The organism is Streptomyces sp. NPDC043867 (assembly GCF_056435845.1).
In genome coordinates this window covers 15,024-38,120 of the sequence record NZ_JBWKDS010000054.1, presented here as the reverse complement: position 1 = coordinate 38,120, position 23,097 = coordinate 15,024, and the positions used below count along the sequence as shown (strand labels likewise).

21 protein-coding genes and 2 pseudogenes are annotated in these 23,097 nt (G+C 72.3%); 11 read left to right on the top strand and 12 right to left on the bottom strand.

What is annotated here, in order from left to right; all coding sequences use genetic code 11:
- Window positions 1-83: 83 nt before the first annotated feature.
- From AC069T_RS34900 to AC069T_RS34880, 5 genes and pseudogenes are all read left to right on the top strand, one after another.
- The gene (locus AC069T_RS34900) at window positions 84-671 is read left to right on the top strand and encodes a pyridoxamine 5'-phosphate oxidase family protein (protein ID WP_478786553.1); all 588 of its coding nucleotides are present in this window, start codon (window positions 84-86) and stop codon (window positions 669-671) included.
- Between the two features lie 3 nt (window positions 672-674).
- Window positions 675-1,363, top strand: a pseudogene (locus AC069T_RS34895) (L,D-transpeptidase family protein).
- Between the two features lie 156 nt (window positions 1,364-1,519).
- Window positions 1,520-2,857, top strand: coding sequence for a ferredoxin reductase family protein (locus tag AC069T_RS34890; RefSeq protein ID WP_478786562.1), 1,338 nt, complete (start codon window positions 1,520-1,522; stop codon window positions 2,855-2,857).
- Window positions 2,858-2,876: 19 nt separating this feature from the next.
- Window positions 2,877-3,329 (top strand): annotated as a pseudogene (locus AC069T_RS34885) (FMN-binding protein); the annotation flags it as partial.
- Window positions 3,330-3,378: 49 nt separating this feature from the next.
- Window positions 3,379-4,116 carry an FAD:protein FMN transferase gene (locus tag AC069T_RS34880; RefSeq protein WP_478786561.1) on the top strand — a complete coding sequence of 246 codons (738 nt, stop codon included), beginning with the start codon at window positions 3,379-3,381 and terminating at the stop codon, window positions 4,114-4,116.
- Window positions 4,117-4,197: 81 nt separating this feature from the next.
- Here AC069T_RS34880 and AC069T_RS34875 read toward each other — a convergent pair whose 3' ends face one another.
- The 5 genes from AC069T_RS34875 to argC all read right to left on the bottom strand — a co-directional run bounded on the left by AC069T_RS34875 (window position 4,198) and on the right by argC (window position 9,138).
- Complete coding sequence (locus AC069T_RS34875; RefSeq protein ID WP_476752037.1) at window positions 4,198-4,734, bottom strand: arginine repressor; 537 nt, start codon at window positions 4,732-4,734, stop codon at window positions 4,198-4,200.
- A 7-nt stretch (window positions 4,735-4,741) separates the two neighbouring features.
- A complete protein-coding gene (locus tag AC069T_RS34870) occupies window positions 4,742-5,941 on the bottom strand; it encodes an acetylornithine transaminase (RefSeq protein ID WP_478786552.1) in 1,200 nt (399 codons plus the stop codon).
- A complete protein-coding gene (argB, locus tag AC069T_RS34865) occupies window positions 5,938-6,846 on the bottom strand; it encodes an acetylglutamate kinase (RefSeq protein ID WP_478786551.1) in 909 nt (302 codons plus the stop codon). The genes AC069T_RS34870 and argB overlap by 4 nt, the downstream gene beginning before the upstream one ends.
- On the bottom strand, window positions 6,843-7,994 hold the full coding sequence (argJ, locus tag AC069T_RS34860) for a bifunctional glutamate N-acetyltransferase/amino-acid acetyltransferase ArgJ (RefSeq protein WP_478786550.1): 1,152 nt from the start codon (window positions 7,992-7,994) through the stop codon (window positions 6,843-6,845). Before argJ ends, argB begins: the two co-directional genes overlap by 4 nt.
- 115 nt (window positions 7,995-8,109) lie before the next feature.
- On the bottom strand, window positions 8,110-9,138 hold the full coding sequence (gene argC, locus AC069T_RS34855) for an N-acetyl-gamma-glutamyl-phosphate reductase (RefSeq protein ID WP_478786549.1): 1,029 nt from the start codon (window positions 9,136-9,138) through the stop codon (window positions 8,110-8,112).
- A 197-nt stretch (window positions 9,139-9,335) separates the two neighbouring features.
- On the opposite strand from argC, the gene AC069T_RS34850 reads away from it, so the two are divergent.
- Window positions 9,336-9,548, top strand: coding sequence for a DUF4287 domain-containing protein (locus AC069T_RS34850; protein ID WP_478786548.1), 213 nt, complete (start codon window positions 9,336-9,338; stop codon window positions 9,546-9,548).
- A gap of 81 nt (window positions 9,549-9,629) precedes the next feature.
- Here AC069T_RS34850 and AC069T_RS34845 read toward each other — a convergent pair whose 3' ends face one another.
- From AC069T_RS34845 to AC069T_RS34835, 3 genes are all read right to left on the bottom strand, one after another.
- Window positions 9,630-10,634 (bottom strand): MerR family transcriptional regulator, encoded by a 1,005-nt coding sequence (locus AC069T_RS34845; protein WP_478786547.1) that lies wholly within the window; start codon window positions 10,632-10,634, stop codon window positions 9,630-9,632.
- 3 nt (window positions 10,635-10,637) lie between these two features.
- Window positions 10,638-11,309: a HEAT repeat domain-containing protein gene (locus AC069T_RS34840; RefSeq protein WP_478786546.1), complete on the bottom strand. Its 672-nt coding sequence runs from the start codon at window positions 11,307-11,309 to the stop codon at window positions 10,638-10,640.
- Between the two features lie 599 nt (window positions 11,310-11,908).
- Complete coding sequence (locus AC069T_RS34835) at window positions 11,909-12,811, bottom strand: sigma-70 family RNA polymerase sigma factor (protein WP_478786545.1); 903 nt, start codon at window positions 12,809-12,811, stop codon at window positions 11,909-11,911.
- Window positions 12,812-12,915: 104 nt separating this feature from the next.
- Here AC069T_RS34835 and AC069T_RS34830 point away from each other — a divergent pair, with 104 nt between their 5' ends.
- On the top strand, window positions 12,916-13,680 hold the full coding sequence (locus AC069T_RS34830; protein WP_478786544.1) for an SDR family oxidoreductase: 765 nt from the start codon (window positions 12,916-12,918) through the stop codon (window positions 13,678-13,680).
- A gap of 121 nt (window positions 13,681-13,801) precedes the next feature.
- On the opposite strand, the gene AC069T_RS34825 is transcribed toward AC069T_RS34830, so the two are convergent.
- Window positions 13,802-16,276, bottom strand: coding sequence for an alpha-L-arabinofuranosidase C-terminal domain-containing protein (locus AC069T_RS34825; RefSeq protein ID WP_478786543.1), 2,475 nt, complete (start codon window positions 16,274-16,276; stop codon window positions 13,802-13,804).
- A gap of 163 nt (window positions 16,277-16,439) precedes the next feature.
- On the opposite strand from AC069T_RS34825, the gene AC069T_RS34820 reads away from it, so the two are divergent.
- Window positions 16,440-16,904, top strand: a complete 465-nt coding sequence (locus tag AC069T_RS34820) for a DUF6314 family protein (RefSeq protein ID WP_478786542.1) — start codon at window positions 16,440-16,442, stop codon at window positions 16,902-16,904.
- Here the strand turns inward: AC069T_RS34820 and AC069T_RS34815 are convergent.
- Window positions 16,901-17,485 (bottom strand): histidine phosphatase family protein, encoded by a 585-nt coding sequence (locus AC069T_RS34815; RefSeq protein ID WP_478786541.1) that lies wholly within the window; start codon window positions 17,483-17,485, stop codon window positions 16,901-16,903. The genes AC069T_RS34820 and AC069T_RS34815 overlap by 4 nt on opposite strands.
- A 104-nt stretch (window positions 17,486-17,589) precedes the next feature.
- Window positions 17,590-19,041: an aminotransferase-like domain-containing protein gene (locus tag AC069T_RS34810; protein WP_478786540.1), complete on the bottom strand. Its 1,452-nt coding sequence runs from the start codon at window positions 19,039-19,041 to the stop codon at window positions 17,590-17,592.
- On the opposite strand from AC069T_RS34810, the gene AC069T_RS34805 reads away from it, so the two are divergent.
- Both AC069T_RS34805 and AC069T_RS34800 read left to right on the top strand, forming a co-directional pair.
- Window positions 19,040-20,092 carry a DMT family transporter gene (locus AC069T_RS34805; RefSeq protein ID WP_478786539.1) on the top strand — a complete coding sequence of 351 codons (1,053 nt, stop codon included), beginning with the start codon at window positions 19,040-19,042 and terminating at the stop codon, window positions 20,090-20,092. The genes AC069T_RS34810 and AC069T_RS34805 overlap by 2 nt on opposite strands.
- Window positions 20,093-20,181: 89 nt before the next feature.
- Window positions 20,182-20,394, top strand: coding sequence for a DUF1918 domain-containing protein (locus AC069T_RS34800; protein ID WP_476752053.1), 213 nt, complete (start codon window positions 20,182-20,184; stop codon window positions 20,392-20,394).
- 192 nt (window positions 20,395-20,586) lie between these two features.
- Here AC069T_RS34800 and AC069T_RS34795 read toward each other — a convergent pair whose 3' ends face one another.
- Entirely contained in the window at window positions 20,587-21,834 is a 1,248-nt protein-coding gene (locus AC069T_RS34795) for a glycoside hydrolase family 10-like protein (RefSeq protein WP_478786538.1), read from the bottom strand.
- A 147-nt stretch (window positions 21,835-21,981) separates the two neighbouring features.
- Between AC069T_RS34795 and AC069T_RS34790 the strand changes: the two genes are divergently transcribed.
- Entirely contained in the window at window positions 21,982-22,863 is an 882-nt protein-coding gene (locus AC069T_RS34790) for a 3-hydroxybutyryl-CoA dehydrogenase (protein WP_478786537.1), read from the top strand.
- The last annotated feature ends 234 nt before the right edge of the window (window positions 22,864-23,097 follow it).

Genomic DNA, 23,097 nt, shown 5'->3' with positions numbered 1-23,097 from the left:
GGCACGGCGGCTTCCGCATCCGGTCGAGACGGATGACGCAATTCGTTAGACAGGCAAAGAAACTTGCCCGATAATCGTTAGACATGGGAAAGACTTATGAGCGCCTGGACGGCAGACTGCGCACGTTCATCGAGGCGCAGCCGATCTTCTTCACCGCGACCGCACCCCTGTCGGGGGACGGCACGGTCAACCTCTCACCCAAGGGGCTCACCGGCTCCTTCGCGATACTCGACGAACTGACCGTCGCTTACCTGGACTTCGCCGGGAGCAACGCCGAGACCATCGCGCATCTGCGCGAGAACGGCCGCATCACCCTCATGTGGTGCGCCTTCCAGGGCCCGCCGAACATCGTCCGGGTGCACGGCCACGGGGAGCCCGTCTTCCGGGACGACCCGCGCTTCAAGGAACTGCTCACGCACTTCCCTGACATCGACCCGGCACAGCACGGCCTGCGCGCCGTCATCGTCGTGTCGGCCGAGCTGATCCGTGACACCTGCGGCTACGCAGTGCCCTTCATGACGTACGACGAGGACCGCGATCTGCACAGCAAGCGCTTCGCCCGGGAGGACGACGCCTCGCTGGACGCGTACTTCCGCAAGAAGGACTACGTGGCGACGAGCCTGGACGGCCTACCGGGGCTGCCGTTGCCCCTGCCCCCCACTACCGTCTGAGCCATGCGCCTCGCTGCCGCCGCACTCGCGTCCGCTTCCCTGTTCGCCCTGGCTCGGGCTGTCCGCCCGCGCTTCCGGAGCGGATGGCGGACACCGGCGGCGGCAGCCAGCTGATCACCGCCCAGGCTGCGCGTCCGTCCGCCAGGACCGGCACGGTCACCTGGTGGGAGCGGCGCCACGGGCGCTGGGTGAGGGCCGGTTCCGCGGCGGCCCGTTTCGGCGCGCGCGGGCTGACCGAGGGCTCCTCCCGCCGGCAGGGCACGAACACGACCCCGACCGGTCTGTACGACCTGCCGTACGCGTTCGGGATCGAGGCGGCGCCCGACGGCACGAGGACGCCGTACCGCCGGGTCCACCGGAACTCCTGGTGGTGCCAGGACAACGACTCCCGCTCCTACAACCGCTGGACCGAGCCGCGGCCTTCCGACTGCCGCGCCCCGGAGTCCGAGCACCTGATCTCCTACCGGGCCCAGTACGCCTACGCCCTCGTCGTCGGGTTCAACTACGACCGGCCGGTGCGGGGGCGGGGCGCGGGCATCTTCCTCCATGTCAACGGGCGTGGGCCGACGGCTGGTTGCGTGTCCGTCTCCGCATCCGCGATGCGGCGGATCCTGACGTGGGCGGATCCCGGGCGGGCCCCGCACATCGCGATCGGGACGGCGGGCGGGACGACCGCGATCACTCGGTACTAGCCGGGCGGGCGCATGGTGCTAGCCCCCCTCTGAACGCACGGCCGTCGCGAGACGTATCTCTGGGCCAGGGGGCCACTCCCCTTGCCCCGTTCCCCACAGGAACACGGAGGAACCGTGTCCACGATCGCCGGCGGTCGCGCCGCGCGGCGCCAGACCATGCGCCGCATCCGCCCTCGACGCTCCCCCGCCGTCCCGCTGCTGCTCGCCGTCTGGGCGGGTGCCGCCGGGGTGATCTGGCTGTGGTGGAGCAACACCCCGTCCATCGCGGACGACAACAGCAAGATCCTCAACGCCGGCCGCATCACCGGGCTGCTCGCCGGGTACCTGATGGCGCTCGTCGTGCTGCAGATGGCCCGGGTGCCCGCGCTGGAGCGCCGGGTGGGTTCGGACCGGGTCGCGCGCTGGCACGCGATGAGCGGCAGGTACACGCTGTGCCTGGTCGTCGCCCACCTGGTGTTGATCATGTACGGGTACGCGCTGCAGGCGGGCCGTACCTTCAGCCGCGTCGTCCAGCAGACCGTCGACTCCGTCAACCAGCTCCCGGACATGGGCAAGGCGGCGATCGGGACGGGTCTGCTGCTGTTCATCGGGCTCATCTCGATCGGCCCGGTGCGGCGCAGGATCCCGTACGACCTCTGGTACCACGTGCACCTGCTCACCTACGCCGCCGTGTTCCTGACGTTCTGGCACCAGCTCTCCACCGGCAACGACTTCGCCGTCGAGCCGACGGCGAAGACCGTCTGGTACGGGCTGTACGGGTCGGTGACCGCCCTGGTCCTCTGGTACCGCGTGTTCGTGCCGGTCCGGCTGAACCTGCGGCACCGGATGCGGGTCGAGGCGGTCATCGAGGAGACGCCCGGCATCGTGTCCGTGCTGATCCGCGGCCGCAGGCTGCACCGCATGGGCGCCGAGGCGGGGCAGTTCTTCCGCTGGCGCTTCCTCGCGCCCGGGATGCGGCTGAGTTCCCACCCGTACTCGCTGTCGGCGGCCCCGCGCCCGGACATGCTGCGGATCACCGTGAAGGCGATCGGCGACCACAGTGCCGCGCTGCGCGACCTGGAGCCCGGTACCCGGGTGTGGGCCGAGGGTCCGTACGGGGCGCTGACGGCGGCCCGGCGCAGCCGCGGCAAGGTGCTGCTCGTGGCGGGCGGGGTGGGCATCACCCCGATGCGGGCGCTGTTCGAGACGCTGCCCGGCGCGTCCGGCGACCTGACGCTGCTGTACCGGGCCAACAGCACCCAGGACCTGGCGCTGTGGGACGAGCTGGCAATGATCGCCGAGGAGCGCGGCGCGCGGCTGATGTACGCGGTGAACAGTCCCGAGGGGGAACGCCCGGACATCTCCGCGGAGACCCTGCGGCGCAAACTGCCGGACATCGACCGGCACGACGTCTTCCTGTGCGGTCCGCCCGGTTTCGCGCAGCAGGTGTACGAAGCACTGCGCGGCGCGGGGGTTCCCGCCCGCCGCATCCATCACGAGTCGTTCGAGATGTGAGCGACGGGAGTCAGGAGCGATGAAGAAGAGCCACCCCATCCGGCGTGTCATGCTCGCCACGGCCGCCACCGTGTCCGGGATCGTCCTGCTGCTGTCACTGAAGCCCGCGTCGGACCCCGCGGCCGCGTCGGCGGGCGGGGCCGTGCCCCCGCAGTCGGCGGCCGGGCAGGAGTCGCCCCAGGGCGGCAGCTCGCAGCAGTCGTCGCAGGCCCGTACCGTCACCGGCAGTGTCTCGCAGACCCAGTACGGGCCCGTCCAGGTACGCCTCACCCTCACCGGCGGCAAGATCACCAAGGCCGAAGCCGTCCAGGCACCCAGCGGCGGACGCAGCACCCAGATCACCGACAACGCCGTACCCCAGCTCGACCAACGAGCCGTCGCGGCCGGCACCGCCGACATCGACACCGTCTCCGGAGCCACCTACACCAGCGCCGGATACAAGGAGTCCCTCCAGGCCGCCCTGGACGAGGCCGGTGGCTGAGCCCGCGGCTGCGGCCGTCCTGCGGCATGCGGAGGAGGTCATGGGCACGGTCTTCTCCTTCGACGTGCGGGGCGGGGAACCCGCTGCCGTGCAGGCCGCGCTCGACGAGGCGGTCGTCCAACTCCACCATGTGGACGAGGTGTTCAGCACCTACCGCGGGGACAGCCAGGTCATGCGGCTGGCCCGCGGCGAGCTGAGCGTCGGGGAGTGCGATCCGCAGGTCGCCGAGGTGCTCGCGCTGGGCGCCGAGGCGGAGCGGCTGAGCGAGGGCTGGTTCAGCACGACGTACCAGGGACGGCTCGACCCGACCGGGATCGTGAAGGGCTGGGCGGGCGAGCGCGCGGCCCGGCACATCGCCGCGGCGGGGGCGAGCGGAGTGAGCGTGAACGGCGGCGGCGACGTCCAGCTGTGCGGCACCCCAGGCCCGGCGCGCCCGTGGCGGGTCGGCGTGTCCGATCCCCTGCGTCCCGGTTCGCTGGCGGCGGTGGTCTCCGCCGCCGGTGCGGACGAGCTGGCGGTGGCCACCTCGGGCACGGCCGAGCGCGGCGCCCACATCGTGGATCCGCGCACCGGCAGGCCCGCGGTCACCGACCTGCTGGCCGTGACGGTGGTGGGGCCGCGGCTGACCTGGGCGGACGCCTGGGCGACGGCGGCCTTCGCGATGGGCTCGCGGCAGGCGCCGGCGTGGCTGGAGTCGCTGCCCGGCGTGGAGGCGCTGCTGATCACGGCGGGCGACGAGGTCCGGTGCACCGGCGGTCTCGCCCGGCTGCTGGGCTGAGGCAAAGCTCCTCGGCCGGGCCGGACGGACCGAGGAGGCGGAGGGCTCCCGCGACCGCGGGCCCCGCCACCCCCGTACGCCTCAGTGGTCGTTCTGGGCCAGCCGCAGCAGGTGGTCGGCTAGCGCCTGGCCCCCCGTGGGATCACGGCTGATCAGCATCAGCGTGTCGTCGCCCGCGATGGTGCCGAGGATGTCGTGCAGCTCGGCCTGGTCGATGGCCGAGGCGAGGAACTGCGCGGCGCCCGGCGGCGTCCGCAGGACCACGAGGTTCGCGGACGCCTCCGCGGAGATCAGCAGCTCGGCGGAGAGCCGCCGCATCCGCTCCTCCTTCGCCGACTCGCCGAGCGGCGCGCGCGGGGTGCGGAAACCGCCCTCGCTCGGTACCGCGTAGATGAGGTCGCCGTCGTTGTTGCGGATCTTCACCGCGTTCAGCTCGTCCAGGTCCCGGGAGAGCGTCGCCTGGGTGACGGTCAGCCCGTCGTCCGCGAGAAGCTTCGCCAACTGGCTCTGGGAGCGCACCGGTTGCCGGTTGAGGATGTCCACGATCCGGCGGTGGCGTGCGGTGCGGGTCTGCGGCACGGCAGGCCCTGCGTGCTCGTGCTCCTGCGCCTGACTCATCGTCGTCTCATTCTCCGGATCGTCCGTCCCCGTCGACTGCGTCGAGGACACCGGGCAGGGCCCGGAGGAACGCGTCCACTTCGTCGTCGCCGAGGTTCAGCGGAGGCATCAGCCGTACGACGTCGGGGGCGGGCGCGTTCACCAGGAGGCCGGCGTCCTGAGCCGCCTGCTGCACCCGGGCGGCGAGCGGCTCGGTGAGCACGATACCCAGCAGCAGGCCCGCACCCCGGACGTGGTCGATCAAGGGGTGACCGAGTGCCTCGATTCCGTCGCGCAGCTTCTCGCCCGCGCGCTTCACGTTCTCCAGCAGTCCCTCGGACTCGATCGTGTCGAGCACGGCGAGTCCCGCCGCGCACACGACGGGGTTGCCGCCGAAGGTCGTGCCGTGGTGGCCCGGCTTCAGCAGCTCGGCGGCGCGGCCGAAGGCGACGGTCGCGCCGAGCGGGAGCCCGCCGCCCAGTCCCTTCGCGAGGGTGACGACGTCCGGCAGGACCCCCTCGTGCGCCTGGTAGGCGAACCAGGAGCCGGTACGCCCGATCCCGGTCTGCACCTCGTCCAGGACCAGCAGGCTGCCGGTGGCGGCGGTGATGGCGCGGGCGGCCTTCAGATAGCCCGGGGGCGGCACGACGACGCCGTTCTCCCCCTGGATCGGCTCGATGATCACCAGCGCGGTGTCCTCGGTGACGGCCTCGGCGAGGGCCTGCGCGTCGCCGTACGGGACGTGCGTGACGTCGCCGGGCAGCGGCAGGAACGGCTCGCGCTTGCCGGGCTGGCCGGTGAGGGCGAGCGCGCCCATGGTCCGGCCGTGGAAGCCGCCGTGCGTGGCGACCATGTGGGAACGCCCGGTCAGCCGGCCGATCTTGAAGGCGCCCTCGTTGGCCTCGGCGCCCGAGTTGCAGAAGTAGACGCGGCCGTCCCGCCCGAAGGACTGCAGCAGCCGCTCGGCGAGCGCGACGGGCGGCTCGGCGACGAAGAGGTTGGAGACGTGGCCGAGGGCGGCGATCTGGGTGCTCACGGCCTCGACGACGGCCGGGTGCGCGTGGCCGAGCGCGTTGACCGCGATCCCGCCGACGAAGTCGAGGTACTCGGTGCCGTCGGCGTCCCACAGCCGGGTGCCCGCGCCGCGCACGAGCGGCAGCCGCGGGGTGCCGTAGTTGTCCATGAGCGCGCCCTGCCACCGCTGCGTCAGGTCCTGGTTGGCGGTCATGCGGCATCCCCCTCTTCGTCGTCCGGCACGACCATCGTGCCGATCCCCTCGTCGGTGAAGATCTCCAGCAGGATCGAGTGCTGGACCCGGCCGTCGATGACGCGGGCCGTGTTGACGCCGTTGCGGACGGCGTGCAGACAGCCTTCCATCTTCGGCACCATGCCGCTGGCCAGCTCCGGGAGGAGCTTCTCCAGCTGGCTCGCGGTGAGCCGGCTGATCACCTCGTCGGAGTTCGGCCAGTCCTCGTAGAGGCCCTCGACGTCGGTGAGGACCATCAGGGTTTCGGCACCAAGAGCCGCAGCGAGTGCCGCAGCCGCCGTATCAGCATTGACGTTGTAGACATGTCCGTCGTCCTCGGAGCGGGCGATCGATGAGACGACCGGGATCCGGCCGTCGGCGAGCAGTGCCTCGATCGCGCCCGTGTCGATCTCGGTGATCTCGCCGACCCGGCCGATGTCGACGGACTCGCCGTCGATGAGCGGCTGGTGCCTGGTGGCGGTGATGGTGTGGGCGTCCTCGCCGGTCATGCCGACGGCGAACGGCCCGTGCTGGTTGAGCAGTCCGACCAGTTCGCGCTGCACCTGCCCGGCCAGCACCATCCGTACGACGTCCATGGCGTCCTCGGTGGTGACGCGCAGGCCCGCCTTGAACTCGCTGACGATGCCGTGCCGGTCGAGGGCGGCGCTGATCTGCGGTCCGCCGCCGTGCACGACGACGGGCTTGAGGCCGGCGTGCCGCAGGAAGACCACGTCCTGCGCGAAGGCGGCCTTCAGCTCCTCGTCGACCATGGCGTTGCCGCCGAACTTGATGACGACGGTTTTGCCGTGGTGCCGGGTCAGCCAGGGCAGCGCCTCGATGAGGATCTGCGCTTTGGGGAGCGCCGTGTGCTTACGAGTTGTGCTCATGACGAGTACGCGCTGTTCTCGTGGACGTAGTCTGCGGTGAGGTCGTTGGTCCAGATCGTGGCGGTCGCGTCGCCCGCGGCGAGGTCGGCGACGACGTGGACCTCGCGGTAGCGCATGTCGACCAGTTCGCGGTCCTCGCCCACGCCGCCGTTCTTGCAGACCCAGACGCCGTTGATGGCGACGTTCAGCCGGTCCGGCTCGAAGGCGGCGGCGGTGGTGCCGATGGCGGACAGGACGCGGCCCCAGTTGGGGTCCTCGCCGTGGATGGCGCACTTGAGGAGGTTGTTGCGGGCGATGGAGCGGCCCACCTCGACGGCGTCGTCCTCGCTCGCCGCGTTCACGACCTCGACCCTGATGTCCTTGCTGGCGCCCTCGGCGTCCCGGATGAGCTGCTGGCCCAGGTCGTCGCAGACCGCCCGTACGGCCTCCGCGAACTCCTCGTAGCCGGGGGTGACCTGGGAGGCGCCGGAGGCGAGGAGCAGCACGGTGTCGTTGGTGGACATGCAGCCGTCGGAGTCGACACGGTCGAAGGTGACCCTCGTGGCCGCGCGGAGCGCCCTGTCCAGGGTCTCGCCGTCCACGTCCGCGTCCGTCGTCAGGACGACGAGCATGGTGGCGAGGCCGGGGGCGAGCATGCCGGCGCCCTTGGCCATGCCGCCGACGGTCCAGCCGTCGCCCTGGCGGACCGAGGTCTTGTGGACGGTGTCGGTGGTCTTGATGGCGATGGCGGCCTTCTCGCCGCCGTGCGCGGAGAGCCGGGCGGCGGCCTGCTCGACTCCGGGGAGGAGCTTGTCCATCGGGAGCAGCACGCCGATGAGGCCGGTCGAGGCCACGGCGACCTCGCCCGCGTTCACGTCGAGCGTCTCGGCGACCTTCTCGGCGGTGGCGTGCGTGTCCTGGAAGCCCCGGGGGCCCGTACAGGCGTTGGCGCCACCGGAGTTGAGGACGACCGCGGAGACGAGACCGCCCTTGAGGACCTGCTCGGTCCACAGTACCGGGGCGGCCTTCACGCGGTTGGAGGTGAAGACGCCGGCGGCGGCCAGGCGGGGCCCGTTGTTGACCACGAGGGCCAGGTCCGGGTTGCCGTTCTCCTTGATCCCGGCGGCGATGCCCGACGCCGTGAACCCTTGTGCTGCCGTGACGCTCACTGCATCTCCTCGTTCGCTTCTCCGCCCGTGCGGCGCAAAGGCGCGGATTCCGTACTCGTCTTCGACCCGGTGGCCACGCGCGCTCCCCCGGCGGCCGCCCGGAGGCGCCCCCGGCTCACGGTGCCACTCCGATCGTGGAAAGACCCGCGTCCTCGGGAAACCCGAGGGCGAGGTTCATGCTCTGCACGGCACCGCCCGCGGTGCCCTTGGTGAGGTTGTCGATGGCGCTGATCACGATGATCCGGTGCGCGGCGGCGTCGTACGCGACCTGGATCTGAACGGCGTTGGAACCGTGCACGGACCCCGTGGCGGGCCACTGCCCCTCGGGCAGCAGGTGCACGAACGGCTCGTCCGCGAACGCCTTCTCGTACGCGGCCCGTACGGACTCGGCGGTGACGCCGGGCAGGGCCTTCGCGCTGCACGTGGCGAGGATGCCGCGGGGCATGGGCGCGAGGGTCGGCGTGAACGAGACGGACACCGGCGCCCCGGCGGCGGCGCTCAGGTTCTGGATCATCTCGGGGGTGTGCCGGTGACCGCCGCCGACGCCGTACGGGGTCATCGAGCCCATGACCTCGCTGCCCAGCAGGTGCGTCTTGGGTGCCTTGCCCGCGCCGGAGGTGCCCGAGGCGGCGACGATCACGGCCTCGGTCTCGGCGAGCCCGGCCACGTAGGCGGGGAACAGGGCCAGCGAGACGGCCGTCGGATAGCAGCCGGGCACCGCGACACGCTTGGACCCCTCCAGCGCGGCGCGGGCACCCGGCAGTTCGGGGAGGCCGTAGGGCCAGGTCCCGGCGTGCGGGGAGCCGTAGAAGCGCTCCCAGTCGGCCGCGTCCCGGAGCCGGAAGTCGGCGCCCATGTCCACGACGAGGACATCGGGGCCGAGCCGCTCGGCGACGGCGGCGGACTGCCCGTGGGGCAGCGCGAGGAACACGACGTCGTGGCCGTCGAGGACGTCGGGGGTCGTCTCCTCGAGCACCCGGTCGGCGAGGGGCAGCAGATGGGGCTGCAGCGCGCCGAGGCGCTGGCCGGCGTTGGAGTTGCCGGTCAGAGCGCCGATCTCGATCTCGGGGTGGACCAGGAGCAGACGCAGCAGTTCCCCGCCCGCGTATCCGCTCGCTCCCGCCACCGCCGCACGTACCGCCATGAAACCCTCCTCCTGGATGGCATGACTATACGTTTCGTTGCACGTTTATGCAATCCGCTCGGGGTCCGCGAGGGCGGCCGGGCGGATGTGACGCAGCGCACATCGCTCCGGGCGATGACTCTACCGATCTCCGCCGGTCGTATGAACGACAACACATCGACAGCCCGCAGACCGCCCGATCAGAAAACGAGGACACCATGACCGCCGCAGTGAAGGGTCCCGCCGGCTACTTCCCCTCCATCGAGAAGAAGTACGGCCACCCGATCGCCGAGTGGAAGGAACTCATCCGCACCTCCCCGCTCACCGGGCACATGGACCTCGTCGGCTGGCTCAAGTCCGAACACGGCCTGGGCCACGGGCACGCCAACGCCCTCGTCGCCCACACCCTCGCCGAGGACGCCGGCAAGTAGCCGGGCACGAACGCCGATCGGGGCCCCCGCGCGGCGCGCCGGAGTTCCGGTCCGTCGGGGTGGCGCTCGCGTCACCCCGCGTCACCCCGCGTCGCGCAGCCGGAGAAGGTACACCGCCGTCAGCGCGACGGCGCGGTCCTCGTCGTGCGACAGCGCCGTGAGGGCCTCTGCCGCCTTCGTCCCCGGTACGGCGGCCAGCGCCTGGGTCAGCCGTCCGCGTGCGGGCGCCTGCGTGGCGCCGTCGGCGAGACGGTCGAGGAGCCCGGTCGCGATCCGGTCCGCCGTGGCGGTGTCGCGGGCCAGCACGCTCAGCGCGTCGGCCGCGTCGGTGTCGTTCCTTCCCTCCACGATCATGTCGACGAGGGTCGGGACCGCGTCGGCCGCTCCGCGTGTCCCGAGTGCCAGCGCCGCATGTCCGCGGACCACGGCGTCGGGGCTCGCGAGGGCCTGCCACAGCCGCGCCGTGGCCTCCTCGCCGGGCATCTCGGAGAGCGCCCGGACGGCGCGTTCCCGCACCGCGGCGAGCGGTGAGCCGAGGCCCTCCGCCAGCAGTGCCGGGCCGTTGTCGCCCGATCGCGCCAGCGCCCATCGAAGGGTTCCGGCGACGTTCGGCTCCGCCTCGCCCAGGACCGCCTCGACCAGGGCCTCCACCGGCACCGGCACCAGGTGGACCGAGGAAAGGGCCGCGCGCTGGCGCGCGTTGGCGCTCTTCGAGTCCAGTGCCTGGAGGAGCGCGACGACTTGGAGGACGTCCTTCCAGCCCGTGGGGTCCGCGGCATCGATCCGGCGCAGCCGCGTGAGCAACTCGGTCTCGGCGGCGATGCGTTCGTGGGTCCGGCGGACGAGGTCGCCGACGAGCGCCGAGGGCGTGAAGCCGGGATCCTCGAGAGCGCGCCCGATCTCGCGCAGCGACAGCCCCAGCGACCGCAGGCTCTCGATGTGGAAGATCCGCCGGATGTCCTCCCCGGAGTACTCCCGATAACCCGAGCCCGTCCGGCCGGAGGGCCGCACCAGCCCGAGCGACTCGTAGTGCCGGAGCATGCGGGCACTGACCCCGGACCTTCGCGCCACCTCACCGATCAACACGTTCTACGGTCCCTCCTCACCAAACCCGCCGAGAGCCACGACACGCTTCGCCTCCTCGGCCGCGAACCCGAAGTCGGCGTCCGGGTCGGCCAGCAGCCGTTGCGTGGCCAGCGCGTGCGCGCGCACGTGCGGGTCCGGCGCCGTCGCCGCCGTACGCAGTGCGGGCGCGGCCGCTTCGCCCAGCGCGACCAGTGCCCGGCTGAGACTCCGCCGGGTCTCCATGACACCGCGCCCCAGCTGCGTCGCGAGCAGCGCGGCCAGCGCGGACTCCTCGCCGTACGGCACGAGCACGACCGCGGTTCGCCAGGCGCTGCGCGCCACCTCGTCGTCGGGGTCGGACAGCAGCGTCCGCGTGATCGCCGGCCACGCCCGCCGGTTCCCGATCTTGGACAGCGTGTGCAGCGCCTGGCTCCGCGCCCGCGCACACTCCGAGCGGACCTCGCGGACCAGCGGGGGCAGCGTCAGGGAGTCCGGGTGGCGGGTGAGCGCCCATGTCAGCATGTCGCGGACGAAGAAGTCGGGCTCGACCGCGCATCGTTCGACGAGCTTGTCGACGTAGCGCGGGTCAGGGGCCGAGCCCGCAGCCAGCGCGGCCCGCAGCCGCACGGACGAACGGCCGTCCTCCAGCCCCTGGAGTGCTCGCGGCACGTCCGTGTCCTGCCTGGTGATCGTCATCGAGACCACCTCCTCGGCAGACAGTGAAGACCTTGTCACCGTGTCAAGGTCAAACAGGGCCGCGCGGCACGGCACACGACGGGGCGGCCCCGGCGTGCGGGCCGGCCGGGCACGGCGGGCGCCCGGAGCCGGGTCATCCGCGCAGCCGGACCCGCAGCGGGCCGGCCGGCTCGAACCCGTGACGGATCGCGGCCGCCAGGTCCTCACCGTGTTCGTAGCCGACCACCGGCAGCGTGGGGAAGAGTCGGTGCGCCGTGTCGAGTACGCCGGGCCGGGCCGCGTCCGGGCCGCCGTCCCGGGCGAAGACGTTTCAGGCCGAGCCGGTGGGGGGCGGCAGGCCAAGCCGGGGGTCGGCGGGCCAAGCCGGGGGCGGCAGACCGAGCCGGTGGTGGCCAACAGGCCAAGCCGGTGGTGGCCGGCAGGCCAGGCCACCGCGGGTAGGCAGGCCAGGCCACCGCGGGTAGGCAGGCCGAGCCGCCGCGGGTAGGCAGGCCGAGCCGCCGCGGGTAGGCAGGCCGAGCCGGTGGGGTTCGGCAGGCCAAGCCGGTGGTGGCCGGCAGGCCAAGCCACCGCGGGTAGGCAGGCCGAGCCGGTGATGGTCAGGCGTCGAGGACGGCGAGCTCCACCCGGCGTAGGCGGGCCGGCTCCGCGATCACCTCGATCTCGGTGATCCCGCCGTCCGCGACCGTGAAGGCGAGCACCAGGCGGAGGCGGCCGAGCGGTGCCATGACGAGACCCACGCGTCCGTCGACCAGGGCCACTTCGGTGGCCATGGCGCGGTCCATGGCGGCCATGGCTCCCCGGGCCACCACACGTGCGCCGGTGACGAGGACGGGTTCCGGGCTGGGGACGACGGCCTTGTCGGCCCGGAGCACGACATCGGGGTGGAGCAGGGCGACCAGCGCGTCGAAGTCCCCGCCGCGCGTGGCGGCGAGGAAGGCGTCGACCGCCGCGCGCCGGCGGGCGAGATCGGCGGCCGGCTGCGGGCTGCCGCCCTTCACCCGGCGGCGCGCGCGGCTCGCGAGCTGTCGCGTCGCGGCCGGGGAACGCTCGATCAGCGGGGCGATCTCGTCGAACGGCACGGAGAACATGTCGTGCAGCACGAAGGCGAGCCGCTCGGCGGGCGCCAGCGTGTCGAGCACCACCAGCATCGCGAGACCGACCGAGTCGGCCAGCTCCGCCTCCCGTACGGGATCGTCCCCGGACTCCGGCTGGACGACCGGGTGCGACACCTGTCCGTCGGGCGGGAACTGTCCGTCGAGGGGGTCCTCGCGGCGGTGCTCACGCGCACGCAGCATGTTCAGGCACACCCGGGCCACCACCGTGGTCAGCCAGCCGCCGAAATTCTCGACGCCGCCGACGTCGGCACGGCCGGCCCGCAGCCAGGCCTCCTGAAGCGCGTCGTCGGCCTCGCCGAGCGAGCCGAGTATGCGGTACGCCACCGCCCGAAGGTGGGGCCGCTGTTCCTCGAAACGCGCCGTCAGCGCTTCGTGTTCGTCCACCGTGTCACATTCCTTCGTCGCCGGGTGTCAGAACAGTAGATCCACTCAACGCAGCCGAGCGTCCCGGGAGTACGGCTCCCGGACCGAACACTTCAGGAGTTGCCATGAAGACCTCCCCGATCCTGGTCACCGGCGGCACGGGCACCCTGGGCCGCCACGTCGTCCCGCTGCTGCGGGCGGCGGGCCGCGAGGTGCGGGTGCTGAACCGCAGCGGAGGCACGTCCGGTGACGGTGTCGAGTACGTCGCGGTCGACCTGCTCAAGGGCGAGGGCGTCGAGCCGGCGCTCGCCGGGGTGGAGACGGTGGTGCACCTGGCGGGCGGCAACAAGGGCGACGACACGGTGGCGCGGAACCTGGTGCGGGCCGCGCAGCGCGCCGGTGTGAAGCACCTCGTGCACATCTCGGTCATCGGAGCCGACACGATGCCGCTGGGTTGGTTCAGGACGCAGCTGGCCGCCGAGCGCGCGATCACCGACTCGGGGATTCCGTGGACGATGCTGCGGGCCGCCCAGTTCCACGACCTCGTCCTGACGATGGCGGAGAAGATGGCGAAGATGCCGGTCGTCCCCGTCCCGGGCGGCCTGCGGTTCCAGCCCGTGGACTCGCGCGAGGTGGCCGCCCGGCTGGTCGAGCTGGCCCTCGGACAGCCCGCCGGCCTGGTGGCTCCGCTCGCGGGCCCGACGGTGTACCCGCTGGGCGACCTGCTGCGCGACTACCTGGAAGCGCGCGGCAAGCGCCGTCCGCTGCTGCCGATGCGGATGCCGGGAAAGGCCGGCAGGGCCTACCGCGCCGGCGAGAACCTCGCCCTCGGGGGCAACGACGTCGGCAAGCTCACCTGGGAGACCTTCCTCGCCGAGCGGGTGAGCTGACGCGCCGGGCGGCCCCGGGGGGACCGGGGCTTCGGGAGTCCGGGGGTCCCGGTCGGCCCCTGCCGGACCAACCACGGGCCGGTGACCCGTCGTCCGGCAGGGGCGTCTGCGCCCCCGGCGCCTACCGCGTCCTGATCCTCAGGAAGGTCACGGAGTTCGCCGGAAAGGTGTACGTGAACCTGTCGGCGACCCCCTCGAAGGTGGACGTGACGGGCGCGACGGCGGTCCCGGTCTCGCTGTTCACCGCGTCGGGCGAGGCGGCCAGCGTGGTGACCCTCGCCCTGGAGGCGACCTTCGCGCCGCCGAGGTCGACGGCCGTACGGGCTTCCGCCGACTGGGCGTTGACGACCTTGACGATCAGGTCACCGCTCCCGGCGTCGCGTGTGACGACCTGCCGGAACGGCTCGGCCGGCTTGTCGTCGGTGAAGGTCCCCCACTTCTCGCCGTCGAGGTAGAGGGTGACCTGCCGCCCCCGTACCTTGATGTCGACGTCGTAGGCGCGGCCCGTCCCGATCGAGCCGGGCTTGGAGAGCAGGGTCGACTTGCCGCCGTCGACGGCCTGTTCCACGGCCGACGTGGTGTTGTTCCAGCCGCCGAGGTTCCACCAGTAGTAGTTGCCGGTGTCCTTGACGCCGAAGGCGACGAGGAAGCCCTCCTTGCCGGACTTCTTGGTGGCCTTCACATGCAGGTCGTAGTCGTGCCAGGCGGGGTCGCCCGCCGAGACCATGGTGTCGGTGGCGGCCTCGTCGGTCTGCACGTACCGACCGTCCTGGACGCTCCAGCTGCCGGCGCCCGTGTGGGTCCACCGTGCGGCGTCACCGCTGAAGTCGTCGTCGAGCAGGGTGGTGCCGTCCGCGCCGGTGACGCGGACATCGTCGTACGCGGCCGTGGTCGCCCACGTCGACAGGCCCACCGCGCCGGAGAGGGGCCCGCTCACGTCCGGTGTGCCGCTCGCCGTGGAGGGCACCACGCGGTCGCCGGCATTGCGCATGAAGAGCTTCTGCACCTCGTAGTCGGCCGACCCCCAGGAGGCGTGGTTGTTGAACCAGATCATGTCGGGCCGCCACTGGACGTAGTCCTCGTTGGCGAGCAGCGGGGCGTACGAGGCCAGCTTCACGACGTCCGCGTTGCGTTCCAGGCCGGTCATGTAGGCGGCTTCGGCGAGGGCGTTCCTGAACGTGTTGCCGCCCGAGGCGTACTCGCCGAGGAAGACCTTGGGGCCCCCGCGGTCGTAGGAGTCGTAGCGGTCGTTGTTCTGCAGGAACCACCGCGGGCTGTTGTAGTAGTGCTCGTCGACCATGTCGACGTCCGCGTCCTTGTTGAGCTTCCAGGCCGCGTCGAAGACCGAACCGCTGTCGTCGGGACCGGAGTTGGAGATCACGGTGATGTCCGGGTACTCGGCCGCGACGGCCGCGCGGAACTTCTCGAAGCGGGCGAGGAACTCGGTGGGCAGGTTCTCCTCGTTGCCCACTTCGAGGTGGGTGAGGTGGAAGGGCCGGGGGTGGCCCATCGCCGCCCGCTTCGCGCCCCATTCGCTGGTGACGGGCCCGTTCGCGAACTCGATCAGGTCGAGGGTGTCCTGGATGTGCCGTGCGAGGAGGGCGTCGTCGTCCGTGGCCCGGTTCTCGCCGCAGCCGGTGACCAGCGCCGGCACGACGGGCAGCGGCATCGCGCCGACATCCTCGGAGAACTGGAAGTACTCGTAGTATCCGAGACCGTAACTCTGGTTGTAGCCCCAGAAGTTGGAGTTCGTCGCGCGCTGCTCGACGGGGCCGACGGTGTCCTTCCACTGGTAGGAGCGGCGGCGCTCGTAGCCCGAGGCCTCGTCGTATCCTTCCATGCTGCCGGTGTTGACCAGACAGCCGCCCGGGAAGCGTACGAAGCCAGGACGGAGGGCGGCGATCTTCTCGGCGAGGTCCCTGCGCAGACCATGGCCCTTGTAGGTGTCCCGCGGCATCAGCGAGATCATGTCGAGCGCCGCGGGACGGCCGGCGGTCACGGTGAGGCGGCCGGTGCTGCTGGTACGGCTCGCGGTGAACTTCGCCGTGTACTCCGCCCATCCGCCGCGCACGCCGACCCGGCGGGCCCGGGCGAGCGTGCCGTCGGCGTCGTGCAGCGTCAGGGTGAGGGACGTGGCCGCGTCGGCGCGGGCCCGGACCGAGAAGTCGTAGACCTTGCCGCGTTCGACCCTGATCCCGGTGTTGTAGCCGGAGTTGGTGACCGAGGAGTCGCCGCCCAGGGTGAGATAGCTGCGGTTGCGGGGGTTGAGGCGTCCGTCGTCGTTCACCACCCGGGCGGTGCCGCTGGTGTCCCAGGAGGTGAGCGGGGTGTAGGACGCGTTGTCCGCGGTGCTGTACTCGAAGGAGCGGTTCTGGACGAGTTCGGCGTACAGCCCGCCGTCCGCGGCGCGGTTGATGTCCTCGAAGAAGACGCCGTACATCGTGTCGTCGATTCTCGCTCCCGAGCGCTTCGGGTCGACGGTGATCGAGTAGTCGGTGATGTCGGCGGCGTTCGCGGGGCCGGGCACGATGGCCGGGGCCACCAGAAGCGCGGCGGCCGTGAGACCGAGTCTCCAGCGGGTGCGGGTGGGTGACATGAATACTCCGCGGCTCTGTAGTCTGAAGTTGTTCGAAATCTCGGACGTTGATCAATACTTCGAACGGCAAGATAGGGAGGTGGCCGAAGCGCGTCAATGGGTTGCGCAGCATCCGATGTGCACAGGCGTGTGCCGGGTCGGATGTGACGGAGAGCAGGGCGGGATGGGCGAGTTCAGGCCGGTGACCGACGTGCTGGGTTACCTGGCCGGGAGCTGGCGGGTGGAGCGCCGGGTGGCGGACCTCGCGGCCGGCACCGAGGGGCGGTTCACCGGCACGACGGTCTTCTCACCGCCCGAGGACGGCAGCGACGGCCTCCTGCACCACGAGTCCGGCACCTTCGTCTGGCAGGGCACTCCCCGTCCCGCCGAGCGGACGCTGTGGTTCCGGCCCGGGGACCGCGCGGGTACCGCGGCCGTACGGTTCGCCGACGGCCGCTTCTTCCACGACCTCGACCTGTCCACGGGCCGCCATGTCGCCGGCCATCCGTGCGCGGCGGACCTCTACCGGGGCGAGTTCACGGTCCACGACCCGGACCGCTGGCGGACCGTGTGGCGGGTGGGCGGCCCGGCGAAGGACCTGGTCCTGACCAGCGACTACGTCCGCCTGCCGGAGACGGACGGCTTCTAGACGCGCTCGAGCCCGGATTCCAGGCGCAGGTTCCAGCGCCCCTTCTGCCCGGTGACGGTGACCGTCGACAGGGGTCGGACGTCGATGTTCCAGTAAGCGGACGACTGGGCCTTCAGGGCATGGACGAGGGCGGCCCGGACGACGGAGGGTTCGACGACGGCGACGATCCGGCCGCCGTCGCCGACGGGCCGGGTGTCGAGCCAGTCGCCCACCCGGGAGACGAAGGACACCAGCGACTCCCCGCCGTGCGGGGCCGAGTGCGGGTCGGCGAGCCAGAAGTCGACGGCCTCGGGTTCGCGGGCCATCGCCTCGCCGAGCGTGAAGCCGCGCCAGCGCCCCATGTCGCAGTCGCGCAGCGCGACCTGGACGAGCGGCGCATAGCCGAGCGCGTCGCCGGTCGCCCTGCTGCGCGGGGTCGGCGAGCAGTAGCGCGACTCGGCGGCCGCCGGCGGCACGAGTGCGCGTGCGGCACGCTGCGCTTCGTCCCAGCCCGCCTGGTCCAGCGGCCGGTCGTCCTCGAAACGCTCCGCGAGCAGCGCGGAGCTGCGCGCGGCAGCGACGAAGGTGACCCGAAGAGGCATGCGGCGATGGTGGAGCGCGAAACTTCGCAGGTCAAGAGGTGTAACTGAGGGTATTGACGGGATCACCCCGAGGGCGCGGGCCGGAAGCGGCGTCCCGGTCCGCCTCAGCGATCCCCGGTCCCCCGGAGCACCTCGTCGCACGCCGCGCGCAGTCGCCGTACGCCCTCGGTGATCTCTCCCGGGCCCGCGACGGCCGCGAAGCTCAACCGGAGGTGTCCGGCGGGCGGTTCGGCGCTGAAGTAGGGGCGGCCGGGCGTCACGGCCACGCCCGCCCGCAGGGCTCCCGCGACGAGCGCGGCCTCGTCCGTGCCGTCCGGCAGGCGCGCCCAGAGCTGGTAGCCGCCGGACGGGATGTGCGGCAGGGCGAGTTCGGGCAGGTGGAGGCGGAGCGCCGAGGTCATGGCATCGCGCCGGTGCTTCAACTCGGCCGAGAGGGACCGCAGATGGCGCGGCCAGGCCGGCGAGCCGACGAGTTCCAGGGCCGCTTCCTGGAGGGGCCGCGGCACGAAGAAGGTGTCGACGACCTGGATGGCGCGCAGCCTTTCGAGGACCGGGCCGCGGGCGGCGAGCGCGCTCACCCGGAAGCTCGGCGAGGTGGCCTTGGTCAGGGAGTTCACGTGCACGACGACTCCGTCGGGGTCCTCCGAGGCGAGCGGCCGGGGCAGCGGCCCGGCGTCGTCGTGCGCGAGCCGCCGCACGAAGTCGTCCTCGACGACGAACGCTCCCGCCTCCCGGGCGATACGCAGCACCTCACCCCGCCGCTCGGGCGCGAGAACCGCTCCGGTCGGGTTCTGGAACAGCGGCTGGCAGACGAAGACGCCGGCGCCCGTCGCCCGGAACGCGTCGGCGAGCAGGGCGGGTTGCACCCCGTCCGGGTCCACCGGCACCGGCACGGGACGCAGCCCCGCGGCGCGGGCGATCGCCAGCATGCCCGGGTAGGTGGGCGATTCGACGAGGACCGGCGCACCGGGCGGGGCGAGCGCGCGCAGCGCGGTGGTGAGCGCCGACTGGCCACCCGCGGTGATCAGCACCTCCGCCGCGGAGACGGCCCCGCCGATGTACCGGGCGAACCACTCCCGCAGCTCCGGCAGGCCCTCGACGGGCGGCCGCCCCCAGACGCCGGGCCGCCTCCCCGCCCGGGACAGGGCGGCGCCCATCGCCCGCTCGGGCTGCAACGAGGGATGGAGGTAGCCGCCGTTGAACTCGATCACACCGGGCGGCGGGGCGGCCAGTGACACCAGCACGCCGGAGGCGTCCACGGTGCGGGGCACCAGCTCGGTGGCGGCGTCCGCGCTCAGCGACACCGTCTGCCAGGCGGTGTCCCCGGCCGCGACGGGAGCGGTACGCGCCTCGGCCCGGAAGGCTCCGGCTCCCGGCCGCGTCACCACCAGCCCTTCCGCGGCCAGCTGCGCGAGCGCCCGCGACACGGTCACGGGGCTGACCCGGAACCGCTCGACCAGGGCCCGGCTCGACGGCAGCTTTCCACCGGGAGAGTAGCGGTTCAGTTCCCGCCTCAGCTGATTTGCCAGTTCACCGACGCTGCTACGCTCTTGCATGACAGCAAAGGATAGCGCTACCGATCAGACCGCGATAGCAGTCAGCACCGGCAGCTCGCACACCGGCCCGCTGGACGTCCCCGGCAGCTCGCACACCGGCCCGCTGGACGTCCCCGGCAGCTCGCACACCGGCCCGTTGGACGCGCCCGGCAGCGCCCGCTCGGACCACCGGGGCGACGCGCGGCAGCGGGGCGACGCTCGCACGGGCACCCTCCTGGCCGCCCTCGGCGTCACCGCCTTCTCGCTCACCTTCCCCGCCACCGCGTGGGGCCTGGAGGGCTTCGGCCCCTGGTCCCTCGTGGCGGTCCGCAGCGTCCTCGCGGCGCTGGCCGCGGGCGGCTGTCTGCTGGCGCTGCGCGTGCCGTTGCCCGGGCGGCGGCACTGGACCGGGCTCGCCGTGGTCGCCGCGGGTGTCGTGCTCGGGTTCCCCCTGCTGACGACCCTCGCGCTGGAGACGGCCACCACCTCGCACGCGGCCGTCGTGGTCGGTCTGCTGCCGCTGACGACCGCCCTGCTCTCCGCGGCGCGCACCGGGGCCCGGCCCTCCCGGACCTTCTGGGCCGCCGCGCTCGCCGGGGCGGCCGCGGTGATCGCGTTCACCGTGCAGCAGAGCGGCGGGAGGCTGACCGGCGCGGACGCGTATCTCTTCGGCGCCCTGCTGGTCTGCGCCGCCGGCTACACCGAGGGGGGCCGGCTGGCCCGGGTCATGCCGGGATGGCAGGTCATCGGGTGGGCGCTGGTGCTGTGCCTGCCGCTCTCCGTGCCGGGCGCGCTGGTCGCGCTGTCGTACGAGCCCATCCGGCTCTCGGCGCACAGCGTCACCGGACTGCTGTGGGTGGCGGCCGGTTCGCAGTTCCTCGGCCTGGTGGTCTGGTACCGGGGCATGGCGGCCATCGGCGTCCCGAAGGCCAGCCAGTTGCAGCTGGCACAGCCCCTGCTCACCCTGGTGTGGTCGGTGCTGCTCCTCGGGGAGCAGCTCACCCCGGCCGCACCCCTGACAGCCGCGGCCGTGCTGGTCTGCATCGCGCTCACCCAGCGGGCGCGGGGCTGAGCACCGGCCACGGACCGTGTCAACGGCAGCCGTCGGCCGTAGACTTGTCGCACGGACCAAATCCGGCACGTGACGAGGAGGCCCTCACGATGCGTGCAACCGTGGGCGACCAGCTGGTGACGCATGGCAGGATCGTCGGCCAGCACGACAAGGTCGCGGAGATCACCGAGGTCATGGGGGCGGAAGGCACTCCCCCGTACCGTGTGCGCTTCCAGGACGGGCACGAGGCGGTGATGTCGCCGGGCCCGGACTCCGAGATCCGCCACAGGGACACCATGGTCCAGCCGCACTTTCCGCAGTGACGGATCCGGCTCCCGCCACCCGGGGGCCGAACCGCGGGGCAGCCGCACCCTCCCACCGTGACCGATCCGGCTCCCGCCACCCGGGGGCCGAACCGCGAGACGGTCACCTCCGGCGGGCGTCGGCCGGCCACCGGTGCGCCGTCGACGGCACGGGCGCCGTCGAGGCAGCGGCCTCAGCGGCACGGGCGCCCGCTACCGGGCCGGTCCCGGCCGTCCGTAGTGATCGGCGACCACCCGTGCCATCGCCCCGATCCGGTCCACGGACACCTCCCTGGCCGAGAAGAAGACGTGGCCGCGCACCTGAGGGTGGTCCCGGGCGAAGGTGAGGTGGCGGGACAGCTCGGCCGGGTCCTGCCAGGCCGCGGGCTGGGCCGGATCACCGGCCTTGTACAGCGCCTCGCCCACGTACAGCCGTACGCCGGTGCCCCTGACGACCTCCGCCCACCACGGCACCAGCTTCGCGTAGTCGGCGGCGGCGAAGCCGATGTTCCAGTACACCTGCGGGCAGATGTAGTCGATCCAGCGCCTGCGCACCCAGGTCCGGGTGTCCGCGTACAGATCGTCGTACGTCTGGACACCGGCCCGGGTGTCCGAACCGAGCGGGTCGGTCGCCGCGTTGCGCCACACGGCGAAGGGGCTGATCCCGAACCGGGTGCCGGGCCTCACGCGCCGGACGCGGGCCGCCGTCTCCCGCACCAGCAGGTCGATGTTGTGCCGCCGCCAAGCGGCACGGTCCGGGAAACCCGCGCCGTGGGCCGCGTACGCCGCGTCGTCGTCGAAGACCTGGCCCGTCACCGGATACGGGTAGAAGTAGTCGTCCCAGTGCACGGCGTCGATCTCGTACCGGCGCACCGCGTCGAGCATCGCGTCCTGCACGAACGCGCGCACCTCGGGCAGACCCGGGTTGTAGTACAGCTTCCCGCCGTACGGCACGGCCCAGTCGGGATGCAGCCGGGCGGGATGCGAGGCGATCAGCCGCGTCGGATCGGTGTGGTTGGCGATCCGGTACGGGTTGAACCACGCGTGCAGTTCGAGCCCCCGGGCGTGCGCCTCCGTGACCGCCGTGCCGAGCGGATCCCAGCCGGGGTCCCGGCCCTGGACGCCGGTGAGGTACTGCGACCAGGGCTCGTACGGCGAGGGCCACAACGCGTCGGCCGTCGGGCGCACTTGGAAGATCACGGCATTGAGGCGGCGGCTGACCGCCGTGTCGAGATGGGCCAGGAGTTCGGCGCGCTGCTCGGCCGCGGTGAGGCCGGTCCGCGAGGGCCAGTCGCGGTTGGCGACCGTCGCCAGCCACATGCCGCGCATCCCGCGCGCCGCCCGCCTCCGCGCGCCCGCGCCCCGCGCACCGGGAACGGCCGCCGCGTCCCCCGCGGCCGGCAGACCCGACAGCGTGGCCAGCGCGGCAACCGCGAACACCCGACGTGACACCCGCCCCATCCGTGCACCCCCATACGCTGCGGATCCGCCCGGTCACGGATCGTCTCCCGGCCCAGCATGCCCGACCCGGACGATCGATCACCGGCACTTCCGGAGTAACGTGCTCGATCGGAGCAGGCACCGGACAACGGGGGACCTGCGGGCACGATGATCAGCGAAAGGGACGATGTGACCGACATCGAACGCGTCGGAGTGGTGGGCTGCGGCCAGATGGGGGCGGGCATCGCCGAGGTGTGCGCCCGTGCCGGCCTTGACGTCAAGGTCGCCGAGACCACCGGCGAGGCGTTGGAGATTGGCCGTACCCGCCTTTTCAACTCCCTCTCCAAGGCGGCCGAGCGCGGGAAGATCTCCGCGGACGAGCTGCGGGCGACCCAGGACCGGCTCACCTTCACCACCGACCTCGGCGAGTTCGCCGACCGCGACCTGGTGATCGAGGCCGTCGTCGAGAACGAGCAGGTGAAGACCGAGATCTTCCAGATCCTCGACCAGGTGGTGACCCGGCAGGACGCGATCCTCGCCTCCAACACCTCCTCGATCCCGCTGGTGAAACTGGCCGTCGCCACCTCGCGTCCCGACCAGGTCATCGGCATCCACTTCTTCAACCCGGCGCCCGTGCAGCAGCTCGTCGAGCTGATCCCGGCGCTGACCACCTCCGAGGGGACCCTCAGCCGGGCGCAGGTACTCGTCGAGAAGATCCTCGGCAAGCACGCGATCCGCGCCCAGGACCGCTCCGGTTTCGTGGTCAACGCGCTCCTCATCCCCTACCTGCTGTCGGCGATCCGGATGTTCGAGTCGGGCATCGCGAGCCGCGAGGACATCGACAACGGCATGGAGCTGGGCTGCGCCCACCCGATGGGTCCGCTCAAGCTGTCCGACCTGATCGGCCTGGACACGGTGGCCTCGGTCGCGTACTCGATGTACGAGGAGTACAAGGAGCCGCTGTACGCCGCTCCCCCGCTGCTCCAGCGCATGGTCGACGCCGGCCGGCTCGGCCGGAAGACGGGCTCCGGGTTCTACACGTACTCCTGAGTCCGGTTCCCGGGTCGTCCCCGGTACCGGGCGAAGGCGCTCGATCCGGCCACCTGCGTCCGGTCTCGGCCACGGCGGCGCGATCACCCCACCTCACTCGCGTCTGCGGACACGCTCAGTCACGATCGGGCGGGAAACGGGCCCGGGGGGGGGGGGGGGGGGGGGGGGGGGGGGGGGGGGGGGGGGGGGGGGGGGGGGGGGGGGGGGGGGGGGGGGGGGGGGGGGGGGGGGGTA